The organism is Streptococcus sp. A11, from assembly GCF_043674225.1.
Classification (GTDB): Bacteria; Bacillota; Bacilli; order Lactobacillales; family Streptococcaceae; genus Streptococcus; species Streptococcus suis_V.
The window spans coordinates 30058-54930 of the sequence record NZ_JBIMJS010000005.1 but is presented as its reverse complement, the minus strand read 5'-3'; the positions used below and the strand labels follow the sequence as shown (position 1 = coordinate 54930).

Below are 24873 nucleotides of genomic sequence, written 5' to 3'. Positions count from 1 at the left end.
ACTCACCCAACTTTCAAGCCCTGTTTTTGGGCAAAATGATAGAAGGCCCCTAGCATGCCAGCTGCATTTTCATGTTTAGCAAATGCAATCCTTGTTTTTTCAACCAAGCTTGGTAATAAATGACGTTTTATTGCTTCTTGAATCATGGGTTCCAGATATTCTTTCTGCCCCATTATTCCACCACCTAGGATGACAATCTCCGGATTGACTACATAAGTAATGGTTGCAATGCCCTTACCAAGATTGTCCACTAGTTGATGAATAGCCACTTGACACTTGCTGTTGCCATTTTGGGCTTCTTGAAAAATCCGATAACCATCCCATTCGGATGGATTATCCCCATGCAGGTCTGCCACATGCTGAACTAGAGCTGTCGTTGAAGCAATATCTTGAAAGGCCCCGTCAGACAAGGGGAGATAGCCTACTTCACAGGCTGCATTACTGGATCCGTGGTAGATTTCCTTGTCGATAAGAAGACAGCCACCAATACCTGTGCCAATCGTCAGGCAAAGGCAAATTTGATTGTCTTGACCCGAACCCGAAATTCCTTCTGCTAGACCTGCACAGTTGACATCATTTTCTATTTCACAGGGCAATCCAAATTCAGCCTCAATTTCAGCCTTGAATTTTGTTCCGGCGTAGTTAGGAATTTGCGGTCCAGAGTAGAAGATTTCACCTTTAACATGGTCGACCATTCCTGCTGAAGAAATAGCTACACCTGAAATATCAGAATTGTCCTTGTATTTTCTTACCAAATCCTTAACTGTCGCAAGAATATGTGGCCCTCCCAGGTGAGCCTGGGTATCCATTTTATACTGCTCCAGAAGTTTCCCATCCTGATTAACCAGTCCGTATTTGATCTGGGTACCACCTATATCTACTGCTAAATAGCGTGTCATAAGTCACCTCCATTAGCTGATAAACGTTATCTTAGCTTGAGTAATCATGGCCGCCGCCTCCTTGGCAATGGCCAAATCTGTATCTTTAAGAGAGGACAATGGTTCCCGAACTGATCCTATGTCCAGGCCTTCATTGATGCGGAGAACTTCCTTGATGACAGCGTACATGTGACCGTGACCGGAGCAGAGTTTCGTAATAATTCGGTTGATTTCAGCCTGGAGTTCACGGGCTTTTTCCAGTTCTTTCTTGGCAATCAAGTCATCTAGGGCCAGGAAGAGTTCCGGCATAGAACCATAGGTACCACCGATACCACCGCCAGCTCCCATGAGACGACCGCCCAAGAATTGCTCATCTGGACCATTGAAGACAATATAGTCTGGACCAGCAATGTTGATAAAGGTGTCAATGTCCTGCACTGGCATGGATGAATTTTTCACCCCGATGACACGAGGATTCTTCAGCATTTCCTTGTAGAGGCTTGGCGTCAAAGCCACACCAGCTAACTGCGGAATGTTGTAAATCATGAAGTCCGTATTTGGTGCGGCACTGCTGATCCCGTTCCAGTAGTCAGCGATGCCGTACTCTGGCAGGCGGAAATAAATCGGTGGAATAGCCGCAATGGCATCAACACCCAATTCTTCAGAGTGACGGGCCAATTCTTGACTGTCCTTGAGATTGTTGCAGGCCACATGGTTGATAATGGTCAATTTACCACGCGCCTCTTCCATAACTGCTTCAAGGACTAACTTACGATCCGCCACACTCTGATAAATGCATTCACCAGAAGAACCATTGACATACAGTCCTTTTACTCCTTTTTCAATAAAATAGCGGGTCAGTTCTTTGACACGTTGCGAATCAATTTCCCCATCTGGCCCGTAACAGGCATAAAAGGCAGGGATAATTCCTTTGTATTTTTCTAAATGAGACATAAGATTCCTTTCAAATTTATCAGTTTTTCAGGATTTCAAGATTTCAGGATTTATAGTAAAGAAGGAAGAGATAGACCAGGCCCGCGTAGCCGAAAGTAGCCAGCAATGAGAGGACGACCAAAAAGGTCAGACCATTGAAGAAAGCTACAAAGACTAGGACCAGAAGTACCACGACAATAGCCAAGGTCAACCAAAGGTTTCGAGCCGACTGCATCAGGGCAGTCAGGCCCAGCTGAACCAAGGGCAATTCTACTTGACTGGCCACTTGATAGAGGTAGGGAATCATCAACTGACTAAAGATAAGAGTCGCAAAGCAGACCAGGCGCAGAATTTGTATGGGCAGCGAGGTCACACCCGAAGTCAAGAATAAGTTCAGGATGCAGACTCCCACCAAGAGACCTTCCAGCAGACCCAAGGTCAAGCCCTGTTTCCAATACCGCTTCACCATGACAGGATAGGTCGCAAGAACAGCTACTTTTCCTTCCTTTCTAAGGATGTCCAAACTGGCAAAGAGAGCTAGGCGGGCAATTCCAAAGGTCAAGACAGGCAAACTGGTCACCACAAAGCAAATATTCAGAAGGAAAATGGTGAAGACCTTTTCCACCGATTGCCAAAATGGGTGATTGACATCGAATAAAGATTGTAATAACTGACCACCTGTCTTTTTCATGGAAATCTCCTATTCTATCAAAATTTTGTACACAAGTTTGCGGACCTGTTCTCCTTCACCCGCTTTTTGGTTGGGCAAATGAGACTCTCCTGGCAGGAAAAAGGCAAAATACTGGTCATTGATGGTCAAATCAAGCTGACTGGATGCCGTCACAAAGCCAACATCTGACTGGGCTTGATAAGGTTCTAAGTCCTCCAGACCGTCATATCCGTAGGAAATCATTTCTTGACCAGCTAGAAGAAAATGCAGATCTGCATAATTTCTATGGTATTCAAAACGCTGCCCTGGCTCCGCCAGCTGATTGTCCTGAACAAAGCAGAAAACCTTGTCCCCAGCCAACTCGTACCTGCCAGGATCTTGTGTCTTGAAGTCACCACTCAAAATACTATCGATGGCCAGATCCAGATGCGGATCCAGCCCCTTATATGTTGCAATATTTTCAATCAGATCGTAAATCATATACAACCTCTAATCTATATTTGCTTTAATACTCTGTGAAAATCAAAATCATCCGTTGTCAAGAGCCTTGGTGAGTGGAAAGCTACGGTGGAGGTTTTCACTCATCAAACCAAATCGACCAAGTCTCGTACTATTTCCCACGAAGACTGAACAACCAACCCAACGGGATTTGGCAATGTAAATTTCTTTTAGCCTAGCTGAATTGGTATCTAGGCAAGGAAGTCGAGGGTTAAACTAAAGTTTACCGAGACGACATAACGACGAGACAAAGCCATTTTCGTCGAGCATCAGCCTTTCACAGCACCCATGGTAATCCCCTGTGTAAATGATTTCTGGAAGACAAGGAAGACGGTTACGATCGGTACGGCCGCCATGGCAGCACCCGCCATGATGAGACCGTAGTTGGTCGCCATCTCGGCCTGCATGGTCGCAACCCCCAGGGAAATGGTCAGGTTCTGACGAGATGTCAACATAACCAATTGCATGAAGTAGTCGTTCCAAGAATTGATAAAGGTAAAGATTGCCAGGGCCGCAAAGCCAGGTTTTACGATTGGGAAGGCCACATTCCAAAAGGTAGATAGCTCGCCACAACCGTCAATCTTAGCTGATTCCAAAAGCTCGGTCGGGATATTTTCTGAGAATTGCTTCATGAGGAAGACACCGAATGGCCAGCCAACCAGTGGCAAAATAACCGCTGCCAGCGTATCGTGGATACCCATGAAATTGACAATCCGTACCAGCGGCACCAAGACTACCTGCTTAGGCAGGGCCATGGCCGCGATGAAGATAGAGAAAAGAATTTTCTGACCGTAGAAGCGTTTCTTGGCCAGAACATAGCCTGCCAAGGATGAGGTCGCACAGACCAAAATCATGGTAGCTAAGGAAATAAAGACTGAGTTCCACAACCATTGCAGGGCTGGGTTTTGCACAGTCAACTTGACAAAGTTTTCCAGGGTTGGCTCAGTTGGCCACCACTGGGGCGGAATGACAATGGTATGGGGTTGAGACTTGAAGGCCCCTGTCATAATCCAGTAGAAAGGAAAGATAAAGAGGACAGTCAAGGTCAACAAAATCACTGAAGATAGGATTGAAAATGGGGTAATGGTTTTCTTTTTCATCTTGACCTCCTTTCTAATATTCCACATCATTTCCAAGAACCTTGAATTGGATAAAGGAAATGATAGCAATCAAGACTGCAAGGAAGACACCCATGGTATTGGCATAGCCATACTCAGAAAGCTTGAAGGCTTTTTCGTAGAGATAGTACATGAGGGTCGATGTTGAATAGTTTGGTCCACCAGATGTCAAGAGCTGGATAAGCGCGAAAATCTGGAAGGAGTTAATGGTTGTAATAACTGTAATGTAAAGGGTTGTAGGCAAGAGGCTAGGCCACTTGATTTGCCAGAAAACCTGGGTTTCATTGGCACCGTCTACCCGTGCTGCTTCTACCAAGGAATTATCAATATTTCCCAGAGCAGCGATATAGAGGATAATGGGCTGACCGACAGATGTAGTCAGGAGAATAATGACAATTGCCCAGAGGGCCCACTGTTTGTCCCCAAGCCAAGAGATATTTTGTTCAATAATACCACCTGATTTCAAAACAAAGTTAAGAATACCCGACAGAGGATCGTAAATCCATTTCCAGACAACCGTTACGGCTACCGAACCAGTAACCACCGGTAGGAAGAAGACTGCTCGATAGAAGGAACGAGCGATGACATTTTTCTGGTAGGTATTGGCCGCTACAAAGAGCGAGAAAAAAATCACGACTGGCACTGATCCCACAACGATAACCAAGGTGTTAATCAAGGATTTGATGAAGATAGGATCGTTGAACATCCGCACATAGTTATCTAAGCCGACAAAGGTAAAGTCCGTCATGGTGTAGTTGAAGAAACTAGTCACAAATCCCATGACCATAGGTGCCAAGACAAAGACGGTAAAGAATACCAAAACTGGGGCCAAGAACGTGTAAGAAACAATGGTTTCCCGCATTCGTATTTTGTTGATTTGCAATGCAAACACCTCAATTCTTTCAAATTAGAAAGCAAGAGCTCCCTTTCTAGACCTCGATAGAAATGGGATTAGAAAAGGAGCCAACTTTCAAATATTATTTAATGGTTGCGTTCGCTTTTTCAGTGAAGTCTTTCAAAGCTGTTTCCGCGTCTTGTTCGCCATTTGATACTGCTTGCAACATTGGGAACCAAAGTGTTCTCATTTCAGCAAAACCGTCAATGGTGTTGTAGTATGGAGAGTAGTATTGAGTCCACTCGTCAATCATTGCCATGCGTTCATCATCATAGAGTGCTCCAAAGGATGTACGAACTGGGAAGGCACCTGTACGAACAACGTTCTTAGGTCCCCACTCAGCATCATCTGCGATGAATTGAAGGAATTTCTTAGATGCTGCTACACGCGCTTCGTCGCCATTGTTGAAGACTGCAAAGCCGTTTACAAGGTATTCAAGGTCTGGTTTACCATCTTCTGATGGGAAGAGAACTTCAAGCACTTCTACGCCTGATGCTTCCAACAATTGTTGTTGGATACCATTTTGAGATGGTGCCCAAAGGATGGTGTAAGATGTTTGACCATTTGCAAAGTTTTGGATATCGTCACCACCAGCATATTGAGAACCGTTCATCATGTAGCCATCTTTGATCCAGCCAGCTGCCTTATCAAGGGCTTTAATCATTTGTTCTGAGTCAGTTGTGTACTTGGTTACTTCAGGGTCTGTGATGCTTCCGCTGTAAAGGTTCGCAAGGAAGGCACGAGTACCTTGGTCACCACCTTGACCATTCGAGAAGAGGGAACCTGGGTTGTAGCCTTTGTCTTTCAAAGCCTTGATGACTTTTTCAAAGTCATCTGTTGTCCAGCCATCTTTGACAAGATCAAGAACACCAGCATCTTTCAACATCGCTTTGTTAAAGGCCATGTAGAATGGAGCAGAGCTGATTGGATACATGTAGGCTGTATCACCAGCTTTAGACGCTTGGATGATGTTATCGTTGTTGACATCCTTAACAAAATCATCTGTAAAGAGGTCGTTCAAATCAGCCAATTTACCATTTTTCCCGTAGGTAATGATACGACCTGGTGCGTCAAAGAGCACATCTGGCGCAGTGCCCGCTTCAATAGCTGTTGTGATTTTTTCAGGTCCAGATGTGAAGTCGATGGTTTCCAATTTCACATCGATATCCGGGTTTGCTTCCTCAAAAGCAGCAATAATTTTTTGCTCATAGGTACCCACACCATCTTCTGTTTTTTCTTGCGTGAAGACTGGGAAGGCCCACCAAGTGATTTCTGTCTTGTCAGAGCTGCCTGACTCTGCTGCAGATGATGCGGTAGTGTCACTTGCCTTATTGGCACAAGCTGCAAGTGACAAAATAGCTGCACCTGCTAACAATGAATGCATGATTTTTTTCATCATTCTACTCCTTTTATTTTTTTAATTTTCCCCTGTGGGGAGTTTGATGACAATTTAAGCCTGCAAAGCCTTGATAAAACGCTCTGCGATTTCTTTTGGACGGGTAATGGCCCCGCCGACCACAATTCCTGCTACACCAAGGTCGTGAATGGTCTTGACCTGGTCTGGATAGTGGATTTTCCCTTCAGCAATGACATCGATACCGGCCTTGACCAAACGGTCCACAAGTTCGATGTCCGGTCCTTCTCCCTGACGGCTATAAGAGGTATAGCCTGAAAGGGTTGTACCGACAAAGTCAATACCTGCCTCGTAGGCTGTCAGACCTTCTTCATAGGTGGAAACATCTGCCATGAAGAGCTGGTCTGGGTATTTTTCCTTGATTTGCTTGATAAACTCGACGATAGTCAAACCGTCGTACCGCTCCCGCTTGGTACAATCTAGTGCAATGACCTCAATGTCCAGGGCTGCCAGCTCATCGACCTCCTTCATGGTCGCTGTGATAAAAGGCTCCTGTGGTGGGTAATCCCGCTTGATAATACCGATAATAGGTAGGTTGGTCACTTCTTTAATTTCTTTAATATCTCGAACACTGTTGGCCCGAATACCAACAGCTCCTGCTTCCTGGGCTGCCTTAACCATGAGGGGCATTATCCCGCCTTCTTCCCTATACAGAGGCTCACCTGGTAGGGCTTGGCAAGAAATGATGATTCCTGGTTTTATTTGTTCAATCAAGGCCTCCTTACTCAATTTAGCCATGAATTCTCCTTTCAATGACGGATCCGAGTTAGCGCTTACATTGTTATTATAACGTCTCGGATACAATAATTCAATATATTGCCATATAATAGGTTTCAGTTTCAAAAATTGTAAAATCTAACATATTCCTAAAACTACTTTTAGAAGTCAGAAAATTTCAAAAAGAAAAAACCAGCCGAAGCTGGTCGATTGTCCTTGCTATTCTTCTCTGCCCAAAATCTGATTGATTTCTTGGCTATAGAGAATAGCCCGTCCGCCATAGATGGCTTGAATTCCATCTTTCACATCGAGTACAGCTGTAGCTCCAATCGCTTTCAGGACATCCTTGTCAACCATTTGACTGTCCTTCAAGGATACTCTGAGGCGAGTCGCACAGGCTGTCACGTGTTCAATATTGGTTTCGCCACCCAAGGCATCAATGATTGAAATGGCACTATCATAGAGGGTTGAGCCGTTTTTCAATACCTTTTCAGAATTTGCAGAGCTATCACCCGTTTCCATACCAGGTACAAGGACATGGAACTTGGTCACTAGGAATTTGAAAACAACATAATACATAGCTGCCCAGACCAAACCGACTGGAAGCACCAAGAGCCAGTTGGTTTTGTCATTGCCTTGGAAAACACCAAAGATAAGATAGTCAATCAAACCACCAGAGAAGGAATTCCCGATACGAATTTGTAGCAAGTCAGCTACCAAGAAGGAGACACCATCTAGGAAAGCATGGACGACGTACAACCATGGAGCAACAAATAGGAAGGAGAATTCAATTGGTTCTGTAATACCTGTCAACAAGGACGTAAGGGCACTACTTGAATAGAAACTGCCAACTTTTTTACGATTTTCCTTTGGAATGGCATGATACATCGCCAAACAAGAAGCTGGCAAACCAAAAATCATAGTCGCAAAGCGTCCAGCAAAGAAACGAGTCCCGTATGTAAATAATCCAGTATGGTTGGGATCAGCCAATTGAGCAAAGAAAATATTCTGAGCACCTTGAATCGTTTCACCGGCAACTACTTCACTTCCACCCAGTGAAGTATACCAGAACATCGGATAGATAGTATGGTGTAAACCAAAAGCTCCGGTTAACCGTAAGCCAAATCCATAAAGGAAGGTTCCTAGACTTCCCATTTCTGATATTGTTTCACCGAATGTCACCAAAAGCCCCTGAATCGGTGGCCAAATCAAATAAAAAATCCCACCAAAGGCAATGGCTACAAAAGATGACACTATTGGAATAAAGCGCGAACCACCAAAGAAACCTAGGAAGGCTGGTAACTCAATTTTCCTATATTTATTGTGGAGATTTGCTACTGTGATACCAATAGCCAAAGCACCAACCACTCCTGTGTCAATACTAGCACCTTCTTCTGCAAATAACTGTAGAAAACCACTAATCGTAGCTGTATACACCAAATAGGACACCGCCGCTGATAAACCAGCTGTTCCCTTGTCGGCATCTGCCAGACCAACTGCCACTCCGACCGCAAAAATAAGGGCAAGATTTGCAAATACAGCACTACCAGCTGTACTCATAATGGTGAAAGTTGCCTGTAACCAAGCCTGGTCTAATACAGGAAATTGAGAAACCGCATTGCTGTTGGACAAGGCACCCCCAATACCAAGGAGCAAACCAGCAACCGGTAAGATAGATATGGGCAGCATGAAAGCCTGCCCCAACTGAGAAAACTTCTTGAAGTTCATCAGAAACTCCTTTCTAAAGCATGGAGCGACATCATCGCTCTTTCATAAAATGTTAACGTTTACAAAAACATTATAAGCATAGTTTTTAGGAATTTCAACCATCTGAACTTGTTTAGAAAGTAGTTTTAAGATTATAGATAAATTTTATAAATTGTGAAATTACTTTCGATTAGCTCCAAAATAAAAAACCAGCCTAAGCTAGTTTCCCATCTCTATAATAGCTGTTTCTAAGTCAAGCCATTCGGTCACAACCTTATCCGGTTCCACACTTGTCTCCGGCTGCTGCCGTTTTCTGTGGTTGAACCAGATGGCCTGCCAGCCAGCTGATTTGGCACCGATGATATCATTTTCAAATGAATCACCGACATAACAGATTTCTTGACCCGCCATTCCCAGGCGCTCTTCCATCAGTTTGAAAATAGCTGGATTGGGCTTGGTCATCCCAACCTGCCCCGAGATAACCATCTTCTCCTGCTCTATCCAATCTTGTAGGCCCAAGGTTCGGATTTTCCGCAATTGATGCCGATGGGGACCGTTGGTAATGATGCCAAGAGTGATATCCCGCTGCTTGCAAGCCTCAAAAATAGCTGGATAAATCGGACTGAGTTCCAATTGCCCTTGATAATAGTCATAGTCGATTTGAATGGTCAAGGCCAGCCCATCGGACACCTGGTAACCAAAATCAGCTAAGGCCGCCTTCATCCGATAAACATGACTGTCCTTGAGGCTGATCTTGCCAGTCGCAGCTGCTTCAAAAACCTGATCCGCATAGTGGCGAAAGGCCAGATACAGGTGAACCAATTGCTCCTCAGGCACCGACAAATGTCGTTTCAAGGCCCGTTCAAAGGGCTGAATCTGGTCATATAAGGTATCGTCTAAGTCAAATACAAGTGCCTTTATTGTCATTACTTACCTCTTATAAACCGAAGAGATTTTTCATCCGCAGATAGCTCTGCTCTTCTCCGACAAAATACACCAGGTCATTTTTCTCCAAAGTTTGGTAGGGACTAGGAGAAATCAAGAGCTCTTCATTGCGCTCAATACCGACAATGATGGCTCCTGTGTGGTGCCAGATACGTGCATCCACCAACTGCTTGCCCAGCAACTCACAGTCAGCTGTCAACTTTAAACCGTAGGGCTCCAAAGGGTATTTCTTTTGCACGCGCTTGGTCTGATCCAAGTAGACAGAAACCAAGCCACGCAATTCCTTGAGCATATTTTCCTGCTGGTCCATCTTTTCCAAAATCCGGTCTTTTTGCGAATTTAGGGAGCTGGTCATTTCAAAATTATCAATGAAATCGTGGGCCTTTTCCTTGGACAGGACGATGGCCCCACTACCATGCTTGACCGACACGATATGGAGGTCGGCCAGAATATTTAAGGCCTTACGAGTGGTCTCCGGCGAGACCCCAAACATACTAGCCAGGGTCGAACGAGACTTGATTCGCTCACCTACTTCATATTCACCTGAGACAATCCGTTGCGCCACTCCGACCGCTATCTGCTGGTACTTGGACGCCTTTACAATTTTTCGATTTGGCATAAATCTTCCTTCTTTCCATAGACAAAAGGAGCGGTACCGTATCACCTTCCATGATCCCGAAACTCACTCCTTTAATTGGTCCTAGGCAAGAATCATGCCCTGAACCCTATTTAATTGATGAACTGATTAGACTGAGTCTACTCTACGCGAGATGATTGGATTTGTTCCTTCACTTGTCCTGTTTTTTCTGAGACAAATTCACCAGCCTTGTTTGCTTGAGAAGCGATAGCCTGACCTGTAGCTTGACCTGCTTCAGTTACACGATCTTGCAAGGTAACAGATGCCGCTTCAAACTCTTCACGCGTTTGTACATCTACAACTTCTACGTTCACTTCTACTACTTGCAAGTGAGTCATAGCCGCAACTTCTTTGCTGATGACAGCTTTCATTTGTTCAACGATAGCTGGAATATCTTTACCATATTCTACCACAATCTTCAGGTCTGTTGCAACTTGTTTAGTACCAACTTCGACGTTGATGCCTTCTCTCACATTGTCACTATTGACCAGCTTGTTCTTGAAATCCGTCAAGAAACCACCGCTGACTGACAAAAGACCTGGAACAGTTTTCAAGGCATAGCCAATCATTTTTTCAATCACTTGGTCTGCGTATTCTACAGTACCTTTTACAGCTTCAACTTGTGTATTCTTCGTTTCTTTCATTTCCTAATCTCTCTTTCTATAGATAAAACTTATTTTTTCAAACCTTCAACAGCGCCTTTAACGGCATCTTTAGCGTCAGCAATAGCAGCCTTAGCCTTACCAGCCAATTGCTCTACCTTACCTTCTGCTTCTACTTCCTTGTTGCCCGTTGCCTTACCGACAAGGTTTTTAGCACCACCAACAAGTTCTTCTGCTTTTGCATTTACTTTTTCTTCCGACATAGGATTTCCTCTTTCTTTTATTTCTTAAATGACACGGGGTTCTTTAGCAGTCAATTCTTCAATACCTCTTGAAGTTTTCTTGACCTGACTACCTGTAAAATCTGCTACTGATTGGGTTGCATCTGAAACACGGTCCTGCAAGCTAACAGAATCAGCTTCAAATTGAGCCCGCGTCTTGATGTCAGATACTTCAACGTTGATTTCAACAACTTCCAAGTCCGTCATACGCTTGACTTCTGACTCAACAACTGTCTGGATAGCCTTGTAGATAGTCGGCAAATGTTTTTGGTATTCAGCTACAATCGACAAATCGACTGCAACCTGTTTTTTCCCAACTTCTACATTCACACCTGAACGGACATTTTCAGTGTTGACCAATTTATCCTTCAAGTTAGCTAAAAATCCGCCATCCACAGCCAATAAGCCGTCTACTGATTCCAAAGCTAAGCCAACAATTTTTTCAATGACCTTGTCCGCATAGGTCAATTCACCATTGATTACCTGTGTATTTTGTTCTGTCATAATGACCTCCGAAAATATAAAATTCTATTTAAACTTAATAGCGCTTATTGAAATAGTTTTCCAAGAGACCTGTCTCCTGGAGGCCGAAGCCTACACCTACTCCGATTGCAACCAAAACTAAGACTAAGAGAGTTTTGAAAAATCCAAGACTCAGAAATAAGATAGATAATACAAGACCGACGGCACCTCCCACTAGAGGAAGAGTCCATTTATTGACTGATTTCATGTACACCTCTATTCTACGCGAGAAGGACGCGACTGTTTACTGCTTGCAACATCTTTGACAAGAACAGTAAAGTTGATTGGCTGCTCCATTCCAAAGAATTGACGCAAACCATGTTGAATGCTTTTCTCCAAAAGACTAGTCTGCTCACCAAGGGAGCCAGCTTTAGCAAGATCACCCGCAAGCTTGACTTTAAGACGCTTCTTATAGGGAATAACTGTTGCACTTGCAGATTTCATATAGCCAGATTCTTCTGCTAGGATCGCTACATAGGACTCGAGAGCAGATTTTTTCATTAGAAGACTGCCACCATTTTCCTGGATGAGGTTAATCTCTGCATAGCGCTTAGGGTAGAAAAGGACTACCAGGAGCAGGACCGCAGTCAGAATTGCCAGTCCTATCAAGCCCCAAAATGCAAGGGGATTGAGAAAGGGAGCGACAACCTGATGGACAGGCCATTGAGGAATCCATGCTACTAGCTCCGCTGGGAGATGGCCCCCTCCTGCAAACTTCAAAGAAGTCAGCAAGAGGAAGAGCAAGACCAGCAATAAGAGGCTAGCAGTCAGTATTTTTTTTACTTTAGACATTGAGGCCTCTTTCTAGTTTCATTAACCCTTACGGCCAAAGAAGAAGGATACAACTGCTACAACGATAACTGCACCAAGGATAGATGGGAACAAGGCCATACCTGCAAGACTCGGACCGCCGTGACCAAACAAACTTTGACCAATAGATGATCCGACTAGACCAGCGATAATGTTCGCGATCCAACCCATTGAACCACCCTTTTTCGTAATCGCACCAGCGATAGCTCCAATAAATCCACCAACAATAAGTGACCAAATCATATAAATTCTCCTTTTAGATAAAAAATAGTAAAAATCGATTTTTGGGTTATAAAGATGAATAATAGCAATGTCACTTTATAAGTGACAACTTTTATTTATCTTTATGTCGTCAGTATATCATCAATTTGGAGACTTGGCAAGTCTTTTTTCTTATTTTTTCAAAATAAGTTGGTGATATTCTTAAAAATGCCTATTTTATGCGATTTTTAGGTGCTATTTTTTTGATATTTCTTTTCAGAAGGAGCCAGTTTCTAACCTAAAATGTCAGATAATGAGGAGAATAAGAGGAAAAAATAACACGTTTTTTCGGTTTTCACTTCAAAAGAAACCGCATTGACTAGCTTTTTTAATTTATAAGTTGTCACTTTTTTCTGAACAAAAGAAAAAGCCGTTGAATATCCAACGACTTACTCAAATGAGAAAACTTAAGCTACTTCTTCTCATAAAAGAGCACAAAGGGGAGCACAATTCCGACCGAAATCCACCATTTGACCTCCATATGGAGCAGATACTTGCCAAGGCTGGCCACTAGGACATAGAACAAGGCCAAAGCGATGCGGATATAGATATTCTTCAAATCAAATTTCATAGTGAGACCTCCTTGTTCTATCATTATCTATCTTTACTCTTGAAAAATCAAATCTATCCATTGTCAACAGCCTTGGTGAGTGAAGAGTTTCGGGGGAAATTTTCAGCCTATCGCCTTGAAAGAAGGGCACGACAGAGTTCAACCATGGACATTTTCATTGAGTATTATAGATAGAAACAAAGAAAATCCCAGCCCGTAGACTGAGATTCAAGAGATTTATAAACACTAGACTTTAGACTGAATAGCCTGCATCTGGGCATAGACACCACCTAGAGCGACCAAGTCATCATGACGGCCTTGTTCAATGATGCGACCTTGGTCCAGGACCAGAATCTGGTCTGCATTTTGAATGGTCGACAGGCGGTGGGCGATGATAAAGGTTGTCCGTCCCTCCTTGACCACTTCCATGGCATGCTGGATGATTTCCTCAGTCTCCGTATCAATGTGAGAAGTCGCCTCATCCAGGATCAGAATCTTAGGGTCAGAATAAAGGGTCCGGGCAAAGGCAATCAACTGCCGTTCTCCACTGGAGAAGGCCGAACCTTTTTCGACAACAGGCTCATCGATTCCCTTTTCCAGACGATCCAACATCGGCCCAGCTCCAACCTTTTCCAGAGCCTGGCGCACGCGCTCCCGGTCCATTTGGTCCACATCCATGGCCACATTGCTGGCAATGGTTCCCGTAAAGAGATAAGGATCTTGCAGGACAATCCCCATATGGCTGCGCAGGCTTTCGCGAGAATAGTCTCGAATATCCTGACCATCAATCAAGACCCGCCCAACCTGGGGATCGTAAAAGCGATAGAGTAGGTTCATAATCGACGTCTTACCCGAACCAGTATGGCCCACCAGAGCTACTGTCTGTCCCTTGTCCGCCTGGATAGAGATATCCTTCAAGATTGCCTTGCCTTCTTCATAGGCAAACTGGACATGATCAAATATGACTTGACCATCAGTCACCTGCAAGACCTCTTCTCTATCTGGCTCCGTCTCTTCTTCCAAGAGGGCCTTCAAACGCTTGCCCGTTTCAAAGGACCGCAGCATATTTGGAAATTGCTGTACCAAGGAACCCAGGGCAATAAAAATTCCCTCAATATAGTTGACATAGACAAAGAGCTTGCCTGGACTAACCCCCGGCTGGCCCTTGAGAAACTGATAGCCAACCACCGTAAGAATACCAGTGACCACCAAGTTTTGCAGGAAACCACTCAGGTTCCAGGTCGCCAAGGATTGGGCCCAGATAATTCGGTTATCGGCCCGTCGCATCTTGTCTGCCGTTGCCTCAAACTCTTCCATGACTGCCTCTTCCTGACCGAAAAGCTGGATCAGACTAGCCCCGTTCATGGTTTCATTGACCTGGGTATTGACATCACTCCTGGCATCATAAAAGTCCTTCATGGGTTTGTCTGTCATCCGCTTATAGGCATACTGGATAGCGATATAGAGTGGAATCAAGACCAGCATGAGCCAGCCCAGGGTGGCATTCATGTAAAAGAGGACACCGTAGGTAAATGCCAGACGGATGAGGTTATTAAAGGCGTAGACCAGGGTCCCATAGAACTGGTTGCGCAGGGTCTCGGTATCATTGACAATCCGAGTCGCAATCTTACCTGCTGGTTTGTCATCAAAGTAGGAAATAGGCAGGCGCTGCATGACATCGTAGGCCTGATTTCGCAAAAGCTCCGCAATCCGATTGGCACAGTGCATAAGCAGGCGCATGGATAGATAAAAGCCCAGACCACCGATGACCGTCATCCCCATATACTGACTAGCCTTGGTCAAAAAAGCAGCCTGATCAAAGGGCAGCCCCTTGCTCAAATCCGTCAAGGGACCGTCAATAGCCTGCTGAATAATGAGCGGTGCCAAACGCACCATGGTAGAAGCAAGGAGATAGAAGGCTACCGCAATGGCAAATAGCCATTTGACCTGCTTGATTTGTCGCAATAAAAATCCTAAAATCTTCATTCCTCTCCTCCTTCCTGGCTTTGTTGTCGCTGATATTGCTCAAAGTACCAGCCACCTTGCGCCAGCAAATCTGCTGGACGGCCCTCTTCAACGATGCGGCCCTCATCCAGAACCAGCACCCAGTCTGCATGGTTAACAGCCGACAGGCGATGGGTAACGATGACATTGGTTTTACCCACCCGTTCTTTTTGGATATTTTCAATAATCTGGCGTTCTGTACGAGCATCTACTGCCGACAGGGAATCATCCAGGATCAGCAGGTCTGGTTTTCGCAGAAAGGCCCGCGCAATGGAAATCCGTTGCTTCTGGCCGCCAGAAATGGACACGCCCCGCTCACCAATCATGGTGTCCAGACCGTCACTCATCCGCTCCAAGTCCTTGGTAAAGGCTGCTGTGGCAATGGCTCTCTGAATGTCCTCAGGACTGCTATCTAGCTTGCCTAAAGCAATGTTTTCGCCAACTGATTTGGAAAAGAGGATATGTTCTTGGGGAACGTAGCCAATTTTTTCCTCAATCGATGCGCGTTTAAAGTCCTGAACTGATTGGCCATTTATTGTAAAACTGCCTTGACCGACTGGATATTGACGGAGGAATTGGCGGACCAGAGTGGTCTTGCCTGACCCTGTTTTACCAACGATACCGACTGTCTGCCCTCTTTTCAGGGTCCAATGGATGTCCTGCAAACTCGGCCGGTCTGCCTGTGGATAGCTAAAGCTGTACCCTTCAAAAGCCAGACTGGACAGCTCTGCTATTTCCCCAAAACCATCAACTTCCAAATCATCCCCTGTATCAATCAGCTCCTGCAGCTTTTCAAATGAGGTCTTGCCGGTCTGGTAGACTAAGATGAAATCCGACAGTATCCAGAAAGGCTCGAGAAGTGAACCAACGTAGAGCTGGAGGGCGATGACCTGGCCGATAGACAGTTGACCGGACTTGACAGCTACTGTCCCCATGACCAGGACCAAAATAGTGGACAAGCCCAAAGCCACAGTAGCCAAGGGATTGTAGAGGGACTGGAGGGAGGTAATCCGGTCTCCACCCTTGGCAAGCTCCCGTGTCCGCTCCTGAAACTTGACCTTCTGAGTGGCCTTCTTGCTGTAGGCGCGTGTGACCCGAATACCTTCTACGACTTCCAGAACCTCATTATTGAGCTGGGCGACGGCCTCCCGGTTGGCCTCAATGGCCTCATCCTGCTTGCGACCGATGAAAAAGATAGCCGCAGTCATAGCCAGCATAGGAAGCAGAGCCACCAGAGAAGTCTTCCAGTCGATGATAAACATATATGGAATGACAAAGGCAAACATGCCTCCTGCATAGACCACAATCATGATCCCGTAGCCAACCATTTCCATCAGCCCGTCCACGTCCGTTGAAAAGCGGGTCATGATATCCCCAGAGCGAAACTTCTCATAGAAGGGCGTCCGCATGACAACCATTTTTCGGAAGGCTCGCTGCTGCATGTCAAATTTGAAATTGATAGAAGACTGAAAAAGCTTGAGATGCCAAATGAAGGCTGTAGCATAGTTGACCAGGGTCACCAGGAAGAGCAGGGTCATATCCTGGACCAACATTTTCTCGGTCAAGCCATTAGACGCCAGGGTGTCGACCATTCTTTGGATAATCTGGGTCGGCACCAAGAGCGTGGCGTCGTAAATAATCAAGGTCACAGCGATCAGCAAGTAGAGCCACTTGTGCCGCTTGACATAATCAAAAATTAAGCTGAACATATATCTCCCTTATCTTAAAACCTTTCTAAGCACGCAAAAAAGCCTAGACGACACACTCCGCCTAGGCTCCCTCAAGTCCGTTCAAATAGACTATTATAGTTGCTTAAAAAGGAGTGGTTTATGAAAAACAGTTTGTTTTGTGATAAATACTGTATTGTTCATTGTAGTACTCCTTTCCTTATTCTACCACTTATTTTATCAAAATATATTGACTTGTCAAGGTATTTTAGGTAAAAAAACGACCCATCCGGACCGTTTGTCAACTATATGCTAGTTGCCACCTTTTAGCGCCTGAATTAGAAAGAATTAACCGAATGCAAAGCCCGTAAAATTAGGCTTTTTGTTTTTCCGTCAAGTTAAATTCGGCAAACTTTGAAAATAATTTGGGGCAGATTTGGGGCGGTAGCCTTAGCTACCTCGTTACTGTATTTTACTGTATTTCGGCAAACAAAAAAAGCCCAGCAAACGCTGGGCTAAAAATCTATTTAAATGTACCCCAAGCAGGGCCGAAACGTTTAGCGTCTTTAGTTTCTCCAGTGGCCACATAATTGCGTATTCCACTACCGCCAATGTATGAAATCCATACAAAGCCGTCAAAATCTACAACAACTTCATCATACTTGATTGATTGACCTTTTTTGTAGGTTGCCACAATCTGTCCAGATGTGTTTGGCGCACGACGGACATTGATAGAATCAACCGTTACCGTAAACACACCAGTTTCTTTATAGCGTTTGCTCCCTGTGGCAGGTTTCGGCGCTGTAGATTGACTAGAATAATTTAATCTAAACCAACCAATAACATTGCTATAGTCTCGCTGATGCTTGCGAGTAATACCACCGCCACCAATCTCCAACTGGTCATTGATACCGTTTCGATTGTGGTCAGAATAGCCGTCGATATTCTGCTCAACAGTAGTCATACCATTCACATTAGCAGAGATACACACACCGATATGGCCAAAAGGGTCATTAGCCCCAAACTGCATGACAAAGAAATCACCAGCCTGCGGGATTAAATCAGGCTTGCTTGTGTCATTATAAACCACAGGCAATCCCAGCTTCTTAGCCCTGACCAGGCAATCCTTGGCGTTGGTATAGGCCATATTCAACTTACCACCCGTCAAATGTTGCATGATATGGTCAATAAGAGCCACACACTGTCCACCGTAGGGATTAGTTGGCACAGTGACCTTACGGCCGACTAAAGAAAGGGAATAGCTTACTACATCATTTACTGTTGTCATCTTCTTCCTCCTCCAAAAACGGATAAATCACAAAGGCAATAGGTGCTAAAACAACTAGCGCCACTACTACAAATATTGCCTTGACTACTTTCATCGCTCCACCTTCGGCTCGTAGTAGCCTAGGGCCTGTTTGCTATCAGCAATCCCGTTTGTCGTTGGGTCATTGATGACACCGACCACAGTCAAAATGGACATGATTGTGCCAAAAGTGGTCTCCCAATCTTTCGGAACCCAGCTAAAACCTAATTGCTGTGCCAATAGTACAATCAATGGCACCAAGGTCCACCAAAATGTCGCGTTTCGTAATCGAACGCCCCAATTTATTTTATGCATATCAATTCTCCTTCAGTATAATGCGTTTTAGTTCCCGCACATCGTCACCCAGACTTTTGACCTGCTCCGCAAGGACCAAGATAGCCTTGTTCTGCTCGTCATGATTATCAAGTCGGCGATTAGCGCTCTCTTTAAATTCCTTGAGGTTTTCGATGTCTTTTTCTAGGATTGTGATGCGGTTTTCCTGCTTTGTGATTTTGGCCGAAAAATTGGTCCACAATCCGACGACTGTGGACACAAATCCGACCAAAGCATATACATGCTCTGGTTTAATGTGCATTCACTACTCTCCTTTCGGAATATAGTTCACCACATTCTCATCTGCAAGTTCAGGGTGTCCCATCAATTCCAACTGGGCCTTGACTTTCTTCTTAAAGATGCGTGGAACATCCTTAAATGCAAAATCAAAGTGCTCATCTACAATATTCATCGCCATTAACATTACCATCATTTTATTACTCCGTTTCTGTATTTGTGTTATCGGTAGGATTGTCGCTACCGTCGACTGTATCAAGGTTTTCAATACTTTCATCTTCTGGGACCTCGCCTTCTTCAAAGCTAGCATAGAACTCTGTCAGCATTTCCATTACAGAACCATTCAGAATCCTAAATTTATCCTCAACCGCTTGGAATCGGCTGTTCCGCTCTTCCTCAGCCTTGCTCAGGCGCTCAATTAGGTCTTCCTGGACAGACTGCATGGCCTCAAATTTCTCAGCGGATTCAGTCATAAAACGCTTAGCTGATTTTACAACAGCTTCCATCTCTTCAATCTTCTGCACCGATTCAGCCATAGCACGGTCAGCGTACTCAGACTTAAAGTGAGCTTCACGGGCCAATTCGACCAATTCATTTTCGGTCTTGTCCATATGATTGCCGACTACTTTCTCGGTATAGGTTGCGTAACTTCCTGTTGTTGATGCAATAGCGATTTCTGTATGTGTGATTTCTCCGTCGGATAAAAACGGATACTTCCCTATCACTTTCCAGGCTCTCATTCAGATACCTCCTCTGGTTTAGTAGCCTCGTCCAGTTGCTGGGTTAAGTCAGCAACCTGCGCCTGCAGACTAGCAATGGTCTGCTGGCTTTCTTCTAATTGCGCTTCCACCGTTGCTTTATCCAAGGACAATTGAGCAATCTGTATGGCTAGTTTTGATTTGATATTTTCGTGCATATTTTCCTCCTAGACTTGTAATTTGTTGTAAAAATCAGTTTTGTTAATATAACTGTCCATCAGGCCTGATATAGCATTTCGTAAGTTTGGCAATTTCCAATCCCAGTTATTTGACCTCAAATGGTTTAAGCAGTGTGCAATAGCTTTGATCGCATTAATGTACAGATTCATGTCGATTGTTTGGTTGACCGTTTTAAATGTTTTGAACACATATCCCCTGCTTTCGTTAAAAGCATCTTTAAAATATATCGTGTCTCCATAAATCTCAACGTGGTCGAGTGTAGGATTATGATTATACCCGATAGCACTCCGAAAAATTCGGATGCCCGAGAAGCGACCAGAAGATTCTGAGTTAATACCATCACCAGACGAAGTCACGCCTAGCCCTGCATACACACCGCCAGCATTTGCGTCAGAGGAAGATGCCACATCGTTAAAGTGCAAAAACGCTGTGTGTGTTCCGCGTCTGCGTACTAGTGCATTATTAGCCGAATTAAAATTAATTGCAGCATTTGTATTAAATGAGATGTTAGCATTATTCAAATCCATCTGCATCGCTTCATTCGTCGCTGTCAAAACTCCACCAGCAATCTTACTAGCCGACAAGGTCACAGCCTGCACCTGCGTGATAAAAGCGTCCTTAGCAAATATCTGTTCCAAATAGGCCTCATTTGCGGTCATTTTATTGACAAAGGCTTGGTCAAAGACCATCTTACTACCATCGATACTATTAACCGCTATCCGTGCAGCATCCAGCGTACCAGTAGTAATCTTGCCAGCGTCTAAGCCAGCAATCTTAGCAGATGTAATCACACCGTCTTGGATGTAAGTTGTACCAGTGATCTGCACTAACTTACCATCAATCTTGACCGACCCATCTTTGTTTAGGTTGAGCTGATTGAGCACAGTGCCTGAGCTAGTCAGGTTTTTTACAGCCCAAGAGCCTGCTAGTTGACTGACCTGTGTCTTAAGCCCATTAGTGCCAGAAACCTCCTGGACCAATCCTGCTGCAGTCTGAGTAACCTTGCTGACATTGTCTAAGATACTTCCCGCTGTGCCGACAGCACCGATAGTACGAGTGTGACTATCGACCGTGTCTGTGACATTATGTAAGGCTGTGACGGTGGCCAGGTCTTCAGGAGCTGGAGACCAGTCTGTTGGCAAAACACCAAATTCGATTTTAGGATTACTTACTTTGATATCACCATCTGCCTGTATCCATAATACTGGAGAATAAAATTTTGTAATACTTTTACCTTCAGGGACAGTGAATGTCTGACTAATTCGCTTCTTGATTGTATCTTCAGCTTGCCAAACTTCCCAATAATTAACTATGCCGTTTATCTCAACTGAGCAAGCCAGTCCGAACCTTTTTCGTGAATTCTTGGTGGCAACATTGGTACCCTCGACATCACATGATATTGTAACTGATTTTATTTTATTCAAATTGTCAAGCAGTTCTGGAGAAAGTGAGATTACTTTACCGGCCCCTCCCCCACTTATTTCTGTTTTGGAATTAAGTAGGTAGTTTCTCCCACCAACTTCAGTCGGAATCAGCGCTTTAGTCTCACTTATCGTCCGGCTAAAACTATCCGCAGTCTCTCTGACGAGGTTTTGGACTGTTGTAGCCAAGGCATAAGGTTGCAATGCACTACTTGTAATATAACCACGACCTGTGATATTATTATCCACCTGTGCCTTCGTCTGGTAGCCTTTTCCGGTGATAGCAGATTCAACCTGCGAGCTTGTCAATCGCTTGCTAATCTCAGTCGCATTTTGCGTAATCGCTGTCTCTGCACTATCTACACGACCAGTCAGCGTGTTGTAATCGGTCTGAGATACTTTGCTGGATACGTCCCTAATCAATTGATTGATTTTAGTTTCGGCAGTAGAGACCTTATCCTGGGTCGTTGTCAAGCGATTGGATAGTTGAGTCTGCCCTTCGGCGGTCTGAGTAATTAAGGTCTTAGTAGAGCTTAACTCCGAATTGATATCCTCTGGAGCTGGTGACCAGTCAGTGGGGATAGACGACAGTTCGAATTTTGGACGACCAGCTAATGCAGTACCACCAACTTGGACATACATGTTCACTTTGTTCGCACTTACAACTGAAACTCCCTCAGGAATTTTTCGCGTAACCGAAATTCGTTCCCTCGGTTGCGTTCCTGATACGATTTTTTGGCACTGGAGATACAAGACTTTACCGTCTGACAGATTTAGTCGCAACTCGCACCCAATACGGGATAGTCCTCTTGAATCAGGTACAAGATTCTCGCCCTTGATGTCCAAGCTAATGGTCACATATTTCCCTGAATATGCGTAGTCAATGAACTCTGGAGAGGTATCAAAATACCTACTGCCTGATGTCGCATAGACATCACTCTTAAGAATATAGTTCCGCCCACCTAAGGCAGTCGGAATTTTACCCTCAACTCGAGTTAATTCCGTCCGAATTTGACCAGCCACGGTATCAACTTTAGCGCTAGCCGTGCTGATTTTTCCATCAAGCGATTGCGTGCTTGTAGTCAATTCCTCCAGTTTTCTATCAACAGTGGTCTTGTATGTTGCAAGATTCTGCTGTGTCTCCTCTGCGTTGATTTTAACTAAAGATAAATCAACCTTCGTTCCCGCCAAACCATCTTCAACGACTTTGGTTCTATCGGTAACGCTAGCGATATCATTCGTAGTTTTATCAACCGTCTTGGATAGTTCTGAAACGGTCGTTTTAGTACCATTGGCAATATTCTCAACAGTCGTCACACGATTCGTTAAATTGCTTTGAGCTTTAGCTTGGTTTTGCAAGTCAGCCCTTACAGTGTTTAGTGCCTGGTTAACCGTCGCAACCTGCGCTCTTGCATCTGCGATAGCTTCGTCTTTTGACTGCAACGCTTGCGTAATAGCACTTGCTGCATCCGTTTGGGCTTGATTCGCGAGCTCTTCGACAGACTGAGTCCTGGACAAAATATCCGCTACCTGTCTGTCATGCTCCTCGGATTGAGCTTGCATGGATTGGTTGACTTGGGCGATTTCCGCATCAATATTCTGTTTAATAGTGTCAGCATACAGCTCCGCATCAGCCTTCGCCTGCTCGATTCCGTCGTGTATTGACTCGACCCGTTTATCAAATTCAGCATCAAAAGCTTGGTTGGCATTTCTGACAGCTCGTTCAATGGCTACTTCTTGAGCGTTTGCATTTACTCCTAAAATCACATCAGCAGCATTAGACACACCACTAGATACACCAGAGCCTCCAACCCCAGGCTTATCATCAAACGTGATAGAGATGTACTCTTCTGTCAAAGCGTTGAATTCATAAGCGATAGCCTTCTTGTAAATATCAACGCTGTGCTTCTTGCTCTTGATGTTGACTGTATCGCCCAGATGGATAACTTGACCATCTAGCTCATAAGCCTCAATCTCAATGGCATCGGATATCTTATCAATACCCTCGTTCTTAAACTTAGCTTCAGCCCATTTCCTCAGCTCATCCACTGTCTTAGCGTTATTATTCTCATAATCTTTTTCGTTGATGTATGGATAATTTCCGATAAGTGGACTATCAACTGTCACGGTGATGGTTGTTTCTTCCTCAGCACCTTCAGCCTTAAAAGTTGACTTAGCGTGTATCCTAGTGACCACGCTTTGAGAGTTCTTGGTCCGTTGATAAGACTTGAGGTTTTTATGCGTTGTGATAACTACTCCACGATCAGCACCACGGCTACGCTTAATTGACATGGCAAAGTTATCACGAACAAGTTCACCTTCCCACGTACCAACAATGCTGTGCTTGCCGTCCAGTAAGACTGAGTAAAGAGTCTCCGTCTCGGTCGTATTAAAGGTCCGACTGTCCATGATGTCGCTTGTAAACGAAAAAGTCCCAAGATCCGTCTTGGCATTTTGGACCATTTGAGAGAGAGCCAAAGCACAGCCTTGCCCAACCACACTCACAGACCTGATTGACCGCTGCATAATATCATCAGTGATATGATAGGCTGTAATGTCCAGACTATCATCATTTTCTACAGGCTTTTTAATCCTAAAAAGCTGTGGACCGAGGACAGGGGTTGGAGCCTTTATCAGCATATCCTCTTTGATAAGTTGATAGATACCTATGTCCGTGATAGGATAGCGGACAGTCAAAATAAAATCACCGTTGACTTCTTCTTTGACAATAGCAGAGCTCGCTTCATGCAATGGAATACCATTCCATTTGACTGTCTTGACATTCTTATCAAGTAAATGAAGCAACTATGCCCACCCCCAAACTGTTTCAAATTTTAATGACGTTATGCCTGGTCCTAAAACCACACCAACATTCTGTCCATTAGCTGTGTCAATTGTGATGAAATCGCCAGACCACTTGATGAGCTTGCCAGTAACCGTCTTAAAGCTAGGATTGTCAGGATCATTGATCATCACAAGCGATTCTGAGAGCTTTTCAAGCTTAATGACTTGACTGCCAATCGTAAACGATGTCTCAGCAGCGCTCTGACCGACTACTGTTATCTTAGGAAATGCCAAAGCTGACCCTTGCACCCTCAACACCCCATTCCCGGTCAAAATCTGGGTATCTGTGGTCTTAAAAAACTTAGTAGGGTGACAAGTAAAAGTCGCCTTGGTCACATAAAGACCAGGTTTCTCTTGTTCGACATCCGTGACACTGACCTTGTAGCACCAAAGCTTTGTAGTCTTCACACGCTCATTCTCAAACCAAAACTTCTCGCGGATGAACAAGCTCATAAACTTATTTAATTGTTCCTCTGTTGGCTTAACAAGATAGATTGTGTAAGATTTTTCAATCAACCTGCGGTGCTTGTTGGTCTGCACAATCGCTCCACTTATACCGTCATGCTCCAACAGGTTAGTCTTGCTTTCTCCCAACGTGACAGAAGGGGACTCATGCACAATCACTTTGAAAGGAAAAGACGATGTCTTCACACCGTCAATCACCAATTCATTATGTCTAATCATG

28 protein-coding genes are annotated in these 24873 nt (G+C 44.5%); all 28 read right to left on the bottom strand.

Features of this window, described 5'->3' with window-relative positions:
- Positions 1–2: 2 nt before the first annotated feature.
- The 28 genes from ACHBIF_RS04390 to ACHBIF_RS04255 all read right to left on the bottom strand — a co-directional run bounded on the left by ACHBIF_RS04390 (position 3) and on the right by ACHBIF_RS04255 (position 24872).
- The gene (locus ACHBIF_RS04390) at positions 3–899 is read right to left on the bottom strand and encodes an ROK family protein (protein WP_394718924.1); all 897 of its coding nucleotides are present in this window, start codon (positions 897–899) and stop codon (positions 3–5) included.
- A gap of 12 nt (positions 900–911) precedes the next feature.
- On the bottom strand, positions 912–1832 hold the full coding sequence (locus ACHBIF_RS04385; protein ID WP_394718922.1) for a dihydrodipicolinate synthase family protein: 921 nt from the start codon (positions 1830–1832) through the stop codon (positions 912–914).
- Between the two features lie 43 nt (positions 1833–1875).
- The gene (locus ACHBIF_RS04380; protein WP_257104222.1) at positions 1876–2502 is read right to left on the bottom strand and encodes a DUF624 domain-containing protein; all 627 of its coding nucleotides are present in this window, start codon (positions 2500–2502) and stop codon (positions 1876–1878) included.
- A gap of 9 nt (positions 2503–2511) precedes the next feature.
- Positions 2512–2961, bottom strand: a complete 450-nt coding sequence (locus tag ACHBIF_RS04375) for a YhcH/YjgK/YiaL family protein (RefSeq protein WP_125265687.1) — start codon at positions 2959–2961, stop codon at positions 2512–2514.
- A gap of 287 nt (positions 2962–3248) precedes the next feature.
- On the bottom strand, positions 3249–4079 hold the full coding sequence (locus ACHBIF_RS04370) for a carbohydrate ABC transporter permease (protein WP_105110344.1): 831 nt from the start codon (positions 4077–4079) through the stop codon (positions 3249–3251).
- 13 nt (positions 4080–4092) lie between these two features.
- Positions 4093–4980, bottom strand: a complete 888-nt coding sequence (locus ACHBIF_RS04365) for a carbohydrate ABC transporter permease (protein ID WP_161943016.1) — start codon at positions 4978–4980, stop codon at positions 4093–4095.
- Between the two features lie 94 nt (positions 4981–5074).
- A complete protein-coding gene (locus tag ACHBIF_RS04360; RefSeq protein ID WP_105160630.1) occupies positions 5075–6388 on the bottom strand; it encodes an ABC transporter substrate-binding protein in 1314 nt (437 codons plus the stop codon).
- 54 nt (positions 6389–6442) lie between these two features.
- The gene (locus tag ACHBIF_RS04355; protein WP_105123191.1) at positions 6443–7144 is read right to left on the bottom strand and encodes an N-acetylmannosamine-6-phosphate 2-epimerase; all 702 of its coding nucleotides are present in this window, start codon (positions 7142–7144) and stop codon (positions 6443–6445) included.
- A gap of 198 nt (positions 7145–7342) precedes the next feature.
- Positions 7343–8851: a PTS transporter subunit EIIC gene (locus tag ACHBIF_RS04350; protein ID WP_394718918.1), complete on the bottom strand. Its 1509-nt coding sequence runs from the start codon at positions 8849–8851 to the stop codon at positions 7343–7345.
- Positions 8852–9049: 198 nt separating this feature from the next.
- Complete coding sequence (locus ACHBIF_RS04345) at positions 9050–9751, bottom strand: HAD family hydrolase (protein WP_172079600.1); 702 nt, start codon at positions 9749–9751, stop codon at positions 9050–9052.
- Positions 9752–9767: 16 nt separating this feature from the next.
- The gene (locus tag ACHBIF_RS04340; protein WP_105110348.1) at positions 9768–10394 is read right to left on the bottom strand and encodes a TrkA C-terminal domain-containing protein; all 627 of its coding nucleotides are present in this window, start codon (positions 10392–10394) and stop codon (positions 9768–9770) included.
- Positions 10395–10531: 137 nt separating this feature from the next.
- Entirely contained in the window at positions 10532–11056 is a 525-nt protein-coding gene (locus ACHBIF_RS04335) for an Asp23/Gls24 family envelope stress response protein (RefSeq protein WP_105110349.1), read from the bottom strand.
- Positions 11057–11085: 29 nt separating this feature from the next.
- Positions 11086–11277: a CsbD family protein gene (locus ACHBIF_RS04330; protein ID WP_105101041.1), complete on the bottom strand. Its 192-nt coding sequence runs from the start codon at positions 11275–11277 to the stop codon at positions 11086–11088.
- 24 nt (positions 11278–11301) lie between these two features.
- The gene (locus tag ACHBIF_RS04325; protein WP_105137761.1) at positions 11302–11799 is read right to left on the bottom strand and encodes an Asp23/Gls24 family envelope stress response protein; all 498 of its coding nucleotides are present in this window, start codon (positions 11797–11799) and stop codon (positions 11302–11304) included.
- A gap of 34 nt (positions 11800–11833) precedes the next feature.
- Positions 11834–12025 (bottom strand): DUF2273 domain-containing protein, encoded by a 192-nt coding sequence (locus ACHBIF_RS04320; protein WP_105123189.1) that lies wholly within the window; start codon positions 12023–12025, stop codon positions 11834–11836.
- Between the two features lie 8 nt (positions 12026–12033).
- Positions 12034–12609, bottom strand: coding sequence for an alkaline shock response membrane anchor protein AmaP (gene amaP / locus ACHBIF_RS04315; protein ID WP_105160625.1), 576 nt, complete (start codon positions 12607–12609; stop codon positions 12034–12036).
- Positions 12610–12630: 21 nt separating this feature from the next.
- Complete coding sequence (locus tag ACHBIF_RS04310; protein WP_105123187.1) at positions 12631–12870, bottom strand: GlsB/YeaQ/YmgE family stress response membrane protein; 240 nt, start codon at positions 12868–12870, stop codon at positions 12631–12633.
- Positions 12871–13300: 430 nt separating this feature from the next.
- Complete coding sequence (locus ACHBIF_RS04305) at positions 13301–13459, bottom strand: hypothetical protein (protein ID WP_172009310.1); 159 nt, start codon at positions 13457–13459, stop codon at positions 13301–13303.
- A gap of 225 nt (positions 13460–13684) precedes the next feature.
- The gene (locus ACHBIF_RS04300; RefSeq protein WP_394718913.1) at positions 13685–15424 is read right to left on the bottom strand and encodes an ABC transporter ATP-binding protein; all 1740 of its coding nucleotides are present in this window, start codon (positions 15422–15424) and stop codon (positions 13685–13687) included.
- Positions 15421–17151, bottom strand: a complete 1731-nt coding sequence (locus tag ACHBIF_RS04295) for an ABC transporter ATP-binding protein (RefSeq protein WP_394718911.1) — start codon at positions 17149–17151, stop codon at positions 15421–15423. The genes ACHBIF_RS04300 and ACHBIF_RS04295 overlap by 4 nt, the downstream gene beginning before the upstream one ends.
- A 481-nt stretch (positions 17152–17632) precedes the next feature.
- Positions 17633–18397 (bottom strand): SH3 domain-containing protein, encoded by a 765-nt coding sequence (locus ACHBIF_RS04290; RefSeq protein WP_394718909.1) that lies wholly within the window; start codon positions 18395–18397, stop codon positions 17633–17635.
- Positions 18398–18487: 90 nt separating this feature from the next.
- Positions 18488–18730 (bottom strand): phage holin, encoded by a 243-nt coding sequence (locus ACHBIF_RS04285; RefSeq protein WP_318830662.1) that lies wholly within the window; start codon positions 18728–18730, stop codon positions 18488–18490.
- Position 18731: 1 nt separating this feature from the next.
- Positions 18732–19010 carry a hypothetical protein gene (locus ACHBIF_RS04280; protein ID WP_172023618.1) on the bottom strand — a complete coding sequence of 93 codons (279 nt, stop codon included), beginning with the start codon at positions 19008–19010 and terminating at the stop codon, positions 18732–18734.
- A gap of 3 nt (positions 19011–19013) precedes the next feature.
- Positions 19014–19181 carry a hypothetical protein gene (locus tag ACHBIF_RS04275; protein ID WP_170243851.1) on the bottom strand — a complete coding sequence of 56 codons (168 nt, stop codon included), beginning with the start codon at positions 19179–19181 and terminating at the stop codon, positions 19014–19016.
- 4 nt (positions 19182–19185) lie between these two features.
- On the bottom strand, positions 19186–19725 hold the full coding sequence (locus ACHBIF_RS04270) for a hypothetical protein (protein WP_394718906.1): 540 nt from the start codon (positions 19723–19725) through the stop codon (positions 19186–19188).
- Positions 19722–19901, bottom strand: coding sequence for a hypothetical protein (locus ACHBIF_RS04265; protein WP_394718904.1), 180 nt, complete (start codon positions 19899–19901; stop codon positions 19722–19724). The genes ACHBIF_RS04270 and ACHBIF_RS04265 overlap by 4 nt, the downstream gene beginning before the upstream one ends.
- A gap of 9 nt (positions 19902–19910) precedes the next feature.
- Complete coding sequence (locus ACHBIF_RS04260) at positions 19911–24149, bottom strand: phage tail spike protein (RefSeq protein ID WP_394718902.1); 4239 nt, start codon at positions 24147–24149, stop codon at positions 19911–19913.
- On the bottom strand, positions 24150–24872 hold the full coding sequence (locus ACHBIF_RS04255; protein ID WP_394718900.1) for a phage tail protein: 723 nt from the start codon (positions 24870–24872) through the stop codon (positions 24150–24152).
- Between the last annotated feature and the right edge of the window lies 1 nt (position 24873).

Excerpts from the sequence above, each read along its gene's own strand:
- ACHBIF_RS04390 (WP_394718924.1), bottom strand. The coding sequence starts at position 899 with ATGACACGCTATTTAGCAGTAGATATAGGTGGTACCCAGATCAAATAC.
- ACHBIF_RS04385 (WP_394718922.1), bottom strand. The coding sequence starts at position 1,832 with ATGTCTCATTTAGAAAAATACAAAGGAATTATCCCTGCCTTTTATGCC.
- ACHBIF_RS04380 (WP_257104222.1), bottom strand. The coding sequence starts at position 2,502 with ATGAAAAAGACAGGTGGTCAGTTATTACAATCTTTATTCGATGTCAAT.
- ACHBIF_RS04375 (WP_125265687.1), bottom strand. The coding sequence starts at position 2,961 with ATGATTTACGATCTGATTGAAAATATTGCAACATATAAGGGGCTGGAT.
- ACHBIF_RS04370 (WP_105110344.1), bottom strand. The coding sequence starts at position 4,079 with ATGAAAAAGAAAACCATTACCCCATTTTCAATCCTATCTTCAGTGATT.
- ACHBIF_RS04360 (WP_105160630.1), bottom strand. The coding sequence starts at position 6,388 with ATGAAAAAAATCATGCATTCATTGTTAGCAGGTGCAGCTATTTTGTCA.
- ACHBIF_RS04355 (WP_105123191.1), bottom strand. The coding sequence starts at position 7,144 with ATGGCTAAATTGAGTAAGGAGGCCTTGATTGAACAAATAAAACCAGGA.
- ACHBIF_RS04350 (WP_394718918.1), bottom strand. The coding sequence starts at position 8,851 with ATGAACTTCAAGAAGTTTTCTCAGTTGGGGCAGGCTTTCATGCTGCCC.
- ACHBIF_RS04340 (WP_105110348.1), bottom strand. The coding sequence starts at position 10,394 with ATGCCAAATCGAAAAATTGTAAAGGCGTCCAAGTACCAGCAGATAGCG.
- ACHBIF_RS04335 (WP_105110349.1), bottom strand. The coding sequence starts at position 11,056 with ATGAAAGAAACGAAGAATACACAAGTTGAAGCTGTAAAAGGTACTGTA.
- ACHBIF_RS04330 (WP_105101041.1), bottom strand. The coding sequence starts at position 11,277 with ATGTCGGAAGAAAAAGTAAATGCAAAAGCAGAAGAACTTGTTGGTGGT.
- ACHBIF_RS04325 (WP_105137761.1), bottom strand. The coding sequence starts at position 11,799 with ATGACAGAACAAAATACACAGGTAATCAATGGTGAATTGACCTATGCG.
- ACHBIF_RS04320 (WP_105123189.1), bottom strand. The coding sequence starts at position 12,025 with ATGAAATCAGTCAATAAATGGACTCTTCCTCTAGTGGGAGGTGCCGTC.
- amaP (WP_105160625.1), bottom strand. The coding sequence starts at position 12,609 with ATGTCTAAAGTAAAAAAAATACTGACTGCTAGCCTCTTATTGCTGGTC.
- ACHBIF_RS04310 (WP_105123187.1), bottom strand. The coding sequence starts at position 12,870 with ATGATTTGGTCACTTATTGTTGGTGGATTTATTGGAGCTATCGCTGGT.
- ACHBIF_RS04305 (WP_172009310.1), bottom strand. The coding sequence starts at position 13,459 with ATGAAATTTGATTTGAAGAATATCTATATCCGCATCGCTTTGGCCTTG.
- ACHBIF_RS04300 (WP_394718913.1), bottom strand. The coding sequence starts at position 15,424 with ATGAAGATTTTAGGATTTTTATTGCGACAAATCAAGCAGGTCAAATGG.
- ACHBIF_RS04295 (WP_394718911.1), bottom strand. The coding sequence starts at position 17,151 with ATGTTCAGCTTAATTTTTGATTATGTCAAGCGGCACAAGTGGCTCTAC.
- ACHBIF_RS04290 (WP_394718909.1), bottom strand. The coding sequence starts at position 18,397 with ATGACAACAGTAAATGATGTAGTAAGCTATTCCCTTTCTTTAGTCGGC.
- ACHBIF_RS04285 (WP_318830662.1), bottom strand. The coding sequence starts at position 18,730 with ATGCATAAAATAAATTGGGGCGTTCGATTACGAAACGCGACATTTTGG.
- ACHBIF_RS04280 (WP_172023618.1), bottom strand. The coding sequence starts at position 19,010 with ATGCACATTAAACCAGAGCATGTATATGCTTTGGTCGGATTTGTGTCC.
- ACHBIF_RS04275 (WP_170243851.1), bottom strand. The coding sequence starts at position 19,181 with ATGATGGTAATGTTAATGGCGATGAATATTGTAGATGAGCACTTTGAT.
- ACHBIF_RS04270 (WP_394718906.1), bottom strand. The coding sequence starts at position 19,725 with ATGAGAGCCTGGAAAGTGATAGGGAAGTATCCGTTTTTATCCGACGGA.
- ACHBIF_RS04265 (WP_394718904.1), bottom strand. The coding sequence starts at position 19,901 with ATGCACGAAAATATCAAATCAAAACTAGCCATACAGATTGCTCAATTG.
- ACHBIF_RS04255 (WP_394718900.1), bottom strand. The coding sequence starts at position 24,872 with ATGATTAGACATAATGAATTGGTGATTGACGGTGTGAAGACATCGTCT.